Source organism: Micromonospora sp. NPDC048839 (genome assembly GCF_040649915.1).
Taxonomy (GTDB): Bacteria; Actinomycetota; Actinomycetes; order Mycobacteriales; family Micromonosporaceae; genus Micromonospora.
The window spans coordinates 127,557-136,512 of the sequence record NZ_JBEZGL010000021.1; the positions used below are offsets into that span (position 1 = coordinate 127,557).

Consider the following 8,956-nt stretch of genomic DNA (forward strand, 5'->3'; position numbering starts at 1 on the left):
GGACCCGACGGGGTACGCCTCAGCGCAACCGGTACGCCTGGATGATCCGTTGCGTCACCGTGTTACCCGCGGTGTCCCGGGCGGTGGCCCGCAGCGACACGTGACCGGTGCCCGCCGGATGCCGCAGCAGCGCCGACCAGCCGTTGGCGGAGACGCGGACCAGCTTCGCCTTGGCCCAGGTCTTCCCGCCGTCGTACGAGACGTCGACAGTGAGCTTCTGCACCCGGGCGGCCGGCGCGCCGGGCTGCCGCTGCACCCGCACCGGAACGACGAAGTCCTGACCCGCCGGTGCACTGTTGTCGAGCCGCAACGGCGGCGCGAAGCGCACCGCCGACAGCGGCAGTCGGGCCGGCGTGTCACCGCTGACGTGCCGCGACCGGAAGGTCCAGGTGGATTGCACCTCGGTGCTCAGGTCGGTGAAGCTCCGCTTCGAGAACGCGACGAGGCGGTAGTCCGCCCTACCCGGCGGCACGGTGAACTCGCCGTAGCCGGCGTACTCGTTCTCGCCGACCAGCTCGCCGTTGCGCCAGAGCGTGAGGTGCTCACTGTCGCTCAGTGAGGCGCCCGGGTGCCCGGCCGCGTCGCTGAAGATCGGTACGTCGGCCAGGATGGTGTCGCCGACCCGGCTGACGCTCTGGTGCGGCCAGCGCGGGTTCGGGAAGGACGGCGCGTACGGGGCCTGGTTCCAGATCTCCTGCACCGTCCGCCCGGCCCGGTACGCGGTGGCGGTGGAGAAGAGCGCTGCCCGCGCGTTCAACCAGCCGTCCTCGTCCCGCGTGCCGAAGTAGATGTCGGTCTCCCACTTCACGCCCCTGGTGTTGTAGTGCTCGACCCGCTGGCCGGGCACGACGGTGGGCAGGACCAGGGCGGAGCCGCCGACGTTGTACTCCAGGACGGGGTACACGGTCCGTTCGGCCTCCAGGTCCGGGTAGCCACCGCGGAAGCGGTGCACGACGGTGGCCAGGTCCCGTCGGGTGTAGTCGCGGACGAACCCGGTGGGCATCCGGCCAGGGATCGCCTCGGCCAGCGCGTACAGGTACGGGCTGTTGGCCGTGTCCGGCTTGGTCCACTGGCTGCTGACGGTGGCGACGAACCGGTCGGCGGAGACCGCCTTGCCGAGCTGGCCAGTGGTCAGGCCGGTGAACGTGTCCGCCCAGAGCCCGATGCCGTACCCACTGCCGTCGTCGGCCGTGAAGTTGCCACTGATGTCGATCAGCTCCGGGGCGGCGCCCCGCTCGGGGATGGTCGTCCGTACCGCCTTGGCCCGGCGGGCGTCCACGACGAGCCGGGTGTCCCGTTCGACGGTCAGTTCGGGCTGCGCCAGTACGGACACCCCACCCGACTCACCGTCCGGTGCCGGCTCGAAGATGAGGCTGCTCAGGCCGTAGTGCCCCTTGGGCAGTCGCACGGTGGACACTCCGTCGGCACCCTGGAGGTCCCACCAGGCGAAGCCGTCCAAGCCGACCAGGATGCTCGAATGGTCAGCGGTGCGCGCGCCGGCGCGGTTCAGGTGCTCCACGGTCAGCGTGTAGCTCTCCACCTCCCGGTGCACGGCCAGCGGGGTGACCGCGACCGCCGCCCCGGACCGGGCCACGATCCGCCCGGTCCAGTAGCCGTCGGCGTCGCCGAGCCGCGTGTCCGCGGTGACGGTCGTGGCAGCCGTACCGCCCGCCGGCACGGTGAGTTGGTTGGCGCCCAACACGAACAGACCGGCCGGCAGCGCGCGACCGCCGGGGCCGGCACCCTCGACGCCCAGATCCACGGTGACCGGGGCCGGACCGTCGTTTCGCCAGGTCACCGTGCGGGTGATCGGGGCGTCGTCGGCGTGCGGCCAGAGCGCACGCCCGAACGAGACGCTCACCGGGTCGCTGGTGATCTGCTGGGTGATCGCGTGCGCGACGTCGACCCGCCCGGCGCCCTGCTGGTAGGCGGTCTGGTCCGGGTGCGGCTTGGCGGCGGCCATCAGGGTGGCCTTGAGCCGGTCGGCCCGCCACCCGGGGTGCTGCTGGGCCAGCAGCGCGGCCGAACCGGCCACGTGCGGGGTTGCCATCGAGGTGCCGGAGAGGGTGACGTAGCGGTCCCCCACCGGATCGCCGATGACGCCGGTGGCGGATCGTGCGGCGACGATGTCGACGCCGGGCCCGGTGATGTCCGGCTTCAGCGCCTCGTCGCCGACCCGCGGGCCCCGGCTGGAGAATTCGGCCAGATCGTCGTCACGGTCGACCGCGCCCACGGCGAGCCCGGCGTCGGCGCTGGCCGGGGAGCCGACCGAGCCGTCCGAGCCGTCGTTGCCGGCGGCGAGGACGAACAGCGTGCCGGTCTGCGCGGTCAGGGTCTGCACCGCCTCCTCCAGCGGGTCGACCTCGGGGGTGTCCCACCCGCTGAGGCTCATGTTGACCACGGCGGCCTTCTTCTCCACCGCGGCCCACTGCATGCCGGCGAGGATCGCCGAGTCGGTGCAGCCCTGGTCCTCACAGACCTTGCCGTCCAGCAGCGTCGCGTCCGGTGCCACACCCCGGTACTTGCCGCCGGAGGCCGCGCCGGTGCCGGCGATGGTCGAGGCCACGTGGGTGCCGTGGCCGATCATGTCCCGAGCGTCGGCGGCCTCGGTGAAGTTGCGCGCCTCGGCAACCTTGCCGGCCAGGTCCGGGTGGGTCGCGTCGACGCCGGTGTCCAGCACCGCGACGGACACTCCAGCGCCGGTGAACCCGGCCGCCCAGGCTGCGGGCGCACCGATCTGCGGCACGCTGTGGTCGAGGGTCACCCGGCGACGCCCGTCCAGCCAGATCCGCTCGACGCCCCCCGCCGCGTCGATGCGTGCCCTGGCGGGGCCGGTGGCGACAGTCGCCCAGACCGCGCCGAGGGAGGACTTGTCGCTGTGCAGGGCGGCGCCGTGAATCGCCGGTAGGTCGCGGGTCACCCGCGTGCCGGGCAGTGCGGCCGGGGCGCGCCGGGCGGAGCCGGTCTCGCCGTACGCCACCAGCAGCGGCAGGTTGTCCCGGCGGGCGTCGTCGTATCCGGCGGCGATCAGCCCGGTCACGTCGAACAGTCGCCGGTCGACCCGGCCGGCGCGGACCAGCGGCAGGGCGTCCTCCGGCAGCACGGTCAGGTGACCGCGGACGCGGGTGGTGAGGAAGCGCAGGTGACCACGGTCGGGACCGGGACGGACGGCGGCCGACCCGGACGCGGTGACGGTGACCCGGTCTCCGGTGAGCAGGGTGACCGTCTTCGCGGTGGCGGTGGCGGTGGGGGCGCCGGTCGCGGTACGCGGGGCGGCGTCGGGGGCGATGGTCGGTGGGCTGGCCACGGCGATCGCCGGAGTGCCCAGTACGAGGGCGGCGATGGCGGTGAGGGCGGTGGTCGTTCTGCTGCGTCGGTGCAACGGATCCTCCTCGGTGGAGCGTTTGTAACTGTGCGACATGCATAGATCACCGTCAGTATTACATACCGGGTATGCAAAAAAGGGGTCGAAAATATGACGGACCTGCCAACCCGCAGCGGGGCCGGCGGGCATCATCGACCGGGTGACCTCCATGAAGGACCGGATGCTGGCCGGCGAGCCGTACCTCGCCGACGATCCCGAACTCATCGCCGACCTGGACCGGGCCGCCCGGCTGATGGAACGCTTCAACACCAGTCCCGCGACGGACCCGCAGGGGCGGCTGGGGGCGCTCCGCGAACTGCTCGGCGACGTGGGCGAGGACGCCTGGGTCCGCCCACCGTTCTACTGCGACTACGGCTGGCAGATCCGGATCGGCCCGCGCAGCTTCGTCAACTACCAGGCCGTCTTCCTCGACGTCGCGCGGATCACCATCGGCGCGGACGTCCAGGTCGGACCGAACGTACAGTTGCTCACCCCGACCCATCCGGTCGATCCCGGCCCGCGACGGGACAAGTGGGAGGCCGCCAGGCCGATCACCATCGGCGACAACGTCTGGCTCGGCGGCGGCGCGATCGTGCTGGCCGGAGTGTCGATCGGCGCGAACACCGTCGTCGGCGCAGGCGCGGTGGTGACGCGGGACCTGCCCGCCAACGTGGTTGCCGTCGGCAACCCCGCCCGGCCCATCCGTGACCTGGACTGACCCCACCGACCCCGGCCGGACCGGCCGCCACCCGCTCGGGCGGGCAGACCACGCCGACGTCGAGCCCGCCGGTCAGGCCGGCGGCGACTCAGGCAGGCGGACCACCAGGTCGGCTCGGTCGGCGGTCGGAGTTATCCGGGCCGCATTGGCCTCGTCACTGCCCAGCGCCCACTCTCGGGCCTGCTCCGGTGACCGCCCGAACGCCTCGTGTCGGGCGGTCAACCGCCGATGGCGCAGGTCGGCGTCCAGGTCGAGGAACCACGTCTCGTGCAACAGCGCGCGCACCTCCTGCCACGGAAACTCCGGCAGCAGCAGATAGTTGCCCTCGGTCACCACCAGCCGGACCGACGGCGGCACCTCGATCGCCCCGGCCACCGGCTCCTCCAACTCGCGGCGAAACTCCGGCGCGTACACCGAGGTGGGCTCCAACCGACGCAGTCGGCGCAGCAACGAGACGAACCCGTTGGCGTCGAAGGTATCCGCCGCGCCCTTGCGGTCCGCGCGGCCCAACCGGACCAGCTGGGACTGCGCCAGGTGGAAGCCGTCCATCGGCACCAGTCTGGCCGCCGACCCGACCGCGGCCACGACCTGCTCAGCCAGCGTGGACTTCCCCGCGCCCGGCGCGCCGGCGATGCCCAGCAGTTGCCGCGGGCCGGCCTCGGCCAGCGCCAGCGCGCGCCGCACCAACTCGTCGACCGACAGCACGTGAGCCGGTGGCATCAGTCGAGGACCGGCGCGCTGATCGTGAACCGCGCCTGCACGGCCGCCTGGACGGCCTGCGGCTGCGGGTCCAACTCCAGCTCCGGCGGACCGCCACCCGCGCCGCCACCCCCGGCGAACGCCGCGCGGGCGAACATCGGCCGGTCCGCCGGCCCGGCGTCGGCCAACTCGAGCAACGAGGTGACCTGGGCACCGAGCGCCTCGGCGTACTCCCGGGCGCGTACCAGCGCGTCGCGGATCGCGGCGTGTCGGGCCTCGCGGTGCGCGGGGCTGTCCGGGCGAAGCTCCCACCACGGCCCGGCCACCTCGACCTGGTCCTGGTCAGCCAACCGGAGCATCAACTCGCCGAGGGCGGTGAAGTCGGTGACGGTGACCGTGGTGGTCACGCTGCCGTGCCAGGCGACCACCCGTTCGCCGGAGCGACGGGTCTCCGGCCGCACCCGCAGATCGCCGGTCTCCCGCCGCGCCACCGCCGGCCCGGAGCCGTCCAGCAGCACCCGGACGGCAGCGGCACGCTCGGCCAGCCGGGTCAGGGTCGTCTCCCGATCCCGGTCCCGCGCGGTCGCGGTGACCGCGAACCGGGCCAGCTCGGGCGGCACCTCCCGGTACGCCTCGCCGCGCACCTGCACCACCGGACCGTCCGCCGCCATGCCCCTCAGCCTAGTCAGCCGCGGGCCGCCGCGCCGTGTAGGAGACGGTGTCGACGCCGACGTCCAGACCCGTCAGGTGACCGCCAGCCACCCCCAGCTCGCGCAGCCAGGACACCTCCGCGGCGTGGTCACCGCCGATCGGGAACTGCCTGTCGTACGCGTCGAACCGGCGTTCGCGCAACGCCGCGCGGGCGGCACGTGCCTCGTCGTACCGTGCCGTGAGCGCCGGTGCGTCGCTGGCGCGCAGCGCGGCGGTCAGGTCGTCCAGGAACGCGGTGACCTCGGCCAGCTCGCGCAGCACCCGCTCCCGGTTGCCGAGCAGCATGTTCGCGGTCCGACCGGCGGGGGTGCCGGCGACCCGGGTGCCGTCGGAGAAACTGCCGGCGGCGAGCGCGAGGATCGCGTCGCGCAGCGGGGCGCGCTGCACCGCACCGGCGAGCGCGCCGGCCAGCAGGTGCGGCACGTGTGAGGCGAGCGCGGCGACCGAGTCGTGCTCCGTCGCGGACATCGGCACCACCTGGGCCGCGAAGAGGTCCACCAGCAGCTCGGCCAGCCAACGGAACGCGGTCGTGGCCGGCCCAGCGGTGGGACAGAGCACCCAGGCGGCGCCGGTGAGCAGCTCCGGCCCCGCCGCGGTCAAGCCCGCCCGGTCGGTGCCGGCCATCGGGTGGCCGGGCACGAACCGGTGCATCAGCCCGCGTGTGGCGGCGAACGCCGCCACCTCCGCCTTGGTACTGCCCACGTCGGTCAGCACACAACGCTCACCGGTCATCGCGGCCACCTCGACGAGTGTCGCCGGCAGGGTCGGCAGCGGCCCACAGAGGAAGACCACGTCCCGGTCGGCCACCGCCTCGACCAGCCGATCCGGAGCGGGTACGCCCATCCGGCGGGCCTCCCGCCGGGTGCCCTCGTCCGGATCCCACCCGGTCACGTCGACGCCTGCGGCATGCAGTCGGAGCAGCACCGAACCACCGATCAGGCCGGTGCCGACCACCGCCGCCCGCACACCGGGGCTGTCCACCATCCGCGCACCTCGACGTTCCCGCTGGGGTGTGGGGCCGACACGACCCCGACCAGTCGGGCCGAGGATATCGTCCGGGGCCGGCGCGGACGCCGGTCAGTCCTCGGCGGCCATCGCTTCGTCGCGCCACGCGACGAACGGGATCACCGGCCCGCCTGGCCGAGGTGGGCGTCGACCCCACCGGCTCGCCCGGACGTACCGGTCAGACCTGGGCGAGGCGGGCCGCGACGGCAGCGATGTGCTCGTCGGACTCGGTCAGCGCCGCCCGCACGTGCTGCTGGCCGCCGGGACCGTAGAAGACGCCGGCGGCGACCAGGATGCCGCGCCGCGCCAGCCAGTCGACGGTCTGCCAGCAGTCCTCACCTCGGGTGAGCCAGAGGTAGAGACCTGCCTCGGAGTGCTCGACGGTGAACCCGGCGCCGGTGAACGCGGCGGCCAGTTTCTCCCGCCGTGCTCGATAGCGCTCCCGCTGCTCCTCGGCGTGTCGCTCGTCGTCCAGGGCGGCCACCATGGCCGCCTGCACCGGCGCGGGCACGATCATCCCCGCGTGCTTGCGCACCTTCAGCAGCTCGGCGACGAGCGCTGGATCACCGGCGACGAACCCGGCCCGGTAGCCGGCGAGATTGGATCGCTTGGACAACGAGTGCAGGGCGAGAAGCCCGGCATAGCTGCCACCGCTGACCTGCGGCGACAGCACCGAGACCGGCTCGGCCGACCAGCCGAGCGGCAGGTAGCACTCGTCGCTGGCGACCACCGCACCGCGTTCCCGAGCCCAGTCGACCACCTTGCGCAGGTGCGCCGCGGGCAGCACCCGACCGGTCGGGTTGCCGGGCGAGTTGACCCAGACCAGCCGGACCCGCGAGGTCGGCCCGACCGCGGTGAGCGAGTCCGTGCGGACGACCGTCGCGCCGGCCAACCGGGCGCCGTCCTCGTAGGTGGGGTACGCGATCGACGGCACCACCACCACGTCACCCGGGCCGATGCCGAGCAGCGTGGGCAGCCAGGCCACCATCTCCTTCGAGCCGATGGTCGGCAGCACACCGAGACCGTCGACGCCGGCGCCACAGGCTCGGGACACCCACGCCGCGATCGCGGCCCGCAACGCCGGCGTGCCGGCGGTCAGCGGGTAACCGGGAGCATCGGACGCGTCAGCCAACGCCTGGCGGATCACCTCGGGCACCGGGTCGACAGGCGTACCCATCGAGAGGTTGATCAGGCCCTCCGGATGGGCCGCGGCCAGAGTGGCCGCGGCATCCAGGGTGTCCCAGGTGAACTCGGGCAGCCGCGACGAGACCGGCGCGGGCCGGTTCAGTGGCCCTCGCCGCGCGGTGGCTGCGCGGCGACGAAGGTGGCGTCCTTCTCCACCTTGCCGATCTTCGAGGCACCGCCGGGCGAGCCCAGCTCCTCGAAGAACTCGTAGTTGGCGCCCGTGTAGTCCTTCCACTGCTCCGGGACGTCGTCCTCGTAGAAGATCGCCTCCACCGGGCAGACCGGCTCACAGGCACCACAGTCGACGCACTCGTCGGGGTGGATGTAGAGCATCCGATTGCCCTCGTAAATGCAGTCGACCGGGCATTCCTCGATGCATGCCTTGTCGAGCACATCCACGCACGGCTCGGCGATGATGTAGGTCACCGGTCTTCTCCTCCGCAAGACACGCCGCGATCACCCGCGACGCTAAGAGCCTAGTATCTCGCCGGGGAGGGGGTCGATCGTGCTCCGACAGCAGGATGTGGGATACCGAATCGTAGTCCGCCGGATTGTGGGGATTCGCGAGGGCCGACCGCTCTTCTCCGACGCCCTCGGCGAGTTGGTCGAGCTGAGCGAGACTCATCTCACGCTCTCCACCGCACAGGGCCATCTGCGCGTCCCGGTCGCGCAGGTCCACCGCGCCAAGCGGGTGCCGCCCACCCGCCGGCCAACCGCCGCGGCGGTCGTGGCGTTGGAACGGGCCGCCGACGAGGCCTGGCCAGCACCGACGCGAGGCCAACTCGGCGACTGGCTGCTCCGCTCGGCGGACGGCTGGAGCGGACGGGCCAACTCGGCGCTGCCGATCGGCGACCCCGACCGACCGCTGCCCGCCGCCGTGGACGCGGTCGAACGCTGGTACGCCGAACAGGGCCAACCACCGATCATCAACACGCCGCTGCCCCTCGCCGCCCCGGTCGGCGCCGAGTTGGACGCCCGCGGCTGGGCCGCCCGCCCGCCGGTCCTGGTGCAGACCACGCCGCTCCCGCTACGACCGCCCGGCACCGCATCGGCTGCCCGATCCACCACCACCGGGCAGCCCATCATCGACGGGCAGGCCGACGCGCAGGCCGACATGGCCGACGCTCAGGCCGACACGGCCGACGGGCAGGCCGACACGGCCACCGCCGACGGGCAAGGCGGCGCAGACGGGCACGCCGGCGCAGACGGGCACGCCGGCGCAGACGGGCACGCCGGCGCAGACGGGCACGCCGGCGCAGACGGGCACGCCGGCG

Annotated in this window: 7 protein-coding genes and 1 pseudogene; 2 read left to right on the forward strand and 6 right to left on the reverse strand. The window is 73.2% G+C overall.

Annotated elements, in window-relative coordinates; genetic code table 11:
- Positions 1 to 19: 19 nt before the first annotated feature.
- Entirely contained in the window at positions 20 to 3,421 is a 3,402-nt protein-coding gene (locus AB0C25_RS30260) for a S8 family serine peptidase (protein WP_357377591.1), read from the reverse strand.
- A gap of 103 nt (positions 3,422 to 3,524) precedes the next feature.
- Here AB0C25_RS30260 and AB0C25_RS30265 point away from each other — a divergent pair, with 103 nt between their 5' ends.
- Complete coding sequence (locus AB0C25_RS30265; RefSeq protein ID WP_357377593.1) at positions 3,525 to 4,082, forward strand: sugar O-acetyltransferase; 558 nt, start codon at positions 3,525 to 3,527, stop codon at positions 4,080 to 4,082.
- Between the two features lie 72 nt (positions 4,083 to 4,154).
- Here AB0C25_RS30265 and AB0C25_RS30270 read toward each other — a convergent pair whose 3' ends face one another.
- The 5 genes from AB0C25_RS30270 to fdxA form a co-directional block, all read right to left on the reverse strand.
- Positions 4,155 to 4,802, reverse strand: coding sequence for a nucleoside/nucleotide kinase family protein (locus AB0C25_RS30270; RefSeq protein WP_357377595.1), 648 nt, complete (start codon positions 4,800 to 4,802; stop codon positions 4,155 to 4,157).
- Positions 4,802 to 5,452 carry an SIMPL domain-containing protein gene (locus AB0C25_RS30275; RefSeq protein ID WP_357377597.1) on the reverse strand — a complete coding sequence of 217 codons (651 nt, stop codon included), beginning with the start codon at positions 5,450 to 5,452 and terminating at the stop codon, positions 4,802 to 4,804. The genes AB0C25_RS30270 and AB0C25_RS30275 overlap by 1 nt, the downstream gene beginning before the upstream one ends.
- Positions 5,453 to 5,462: 10 nt before the next feature.
- Positions 5,463 to 6,476 (reverse strand): prephenate dehydrogenase/arogenate dehydrogenase family protein, encoded by a 1,014-nt coding sequence (locus tag AB0C25_RS30280; RefSeq protein ID WP_357377599.1) that lies wholly within the window; start codon positions 6,474 to 6,476, stop codon positions 5,463 to 5,465.
- Positions 6,477 to 6,675: 199 nt separating this feature from the next.
- A complete protein-coding gene (gene dapC, locus AB0C25_RS30285; RefSeq protein ID WP_357377615.1) occupies positions 6,676 to 7,785 on the reverse strand; it encodes a succinyldiaminopimelate transaminase in 1,110 nt (369 codons plus the stop codon).
- On the reverse strand, positions 7,782 to 8,108 hold the full coding sequence (fdxA, locus tag AB0C25_RS30290) for a ferredoxin (protein ID WP_091422126.1): 327 nt from the start codon (positions 8,106 to 8,108) through the stop codon (positions 7,782 to 7,784). The genes dapC and fdxA overlap by 4 nt, the downstream gene beginning before the upstream one ends.
- A gap of 79 nt (positions 8,109 to 8,187) precedes the next feature.
- Between fdxA and AB0C25_RS30295 the strand changes: the two are divergent.
- Positions 8,188 to 8,956 (forward strand): annotated as a pseudogene (locus AB0C25_RS30295) (hypothetical protein); the annotation flags it as partial.

Excerpts from the sequence above, each read along its gene's own strand:
- AB0C25_RS30260 (WP_357377591.1), bottom strand. The coding sequence starts at position 3,421 with ATGTCGCACAGTTACAAACGCTCCACCGAGGAGGATCCGTTGCACCGA.
- AB0C25_RS30270 (WP_357377595.1), bottom strand. The coding sequence starts at position 4,802 with ATGCCACCGGCTCACGTGCTGTCGGTCGACGAGTTGGTGCGGCGCGCG.
- AB0C25_RS30275 (WP_357377597.1), bottom strand. The coding sequence starts at position 5,452 with ATGGCGGCGGACGGTCCGGTGGTGCAGGTGCGCGGCGAGGCGTACCGG.
- AB0C25_RS30280 (WP_357377599.1), bottom strand. The coding sequence starts at position 6,476 with ATGGTGGACAGCCCCGGTGTGCGGGCGGCGGTGGTCGGCACCGGCCTG.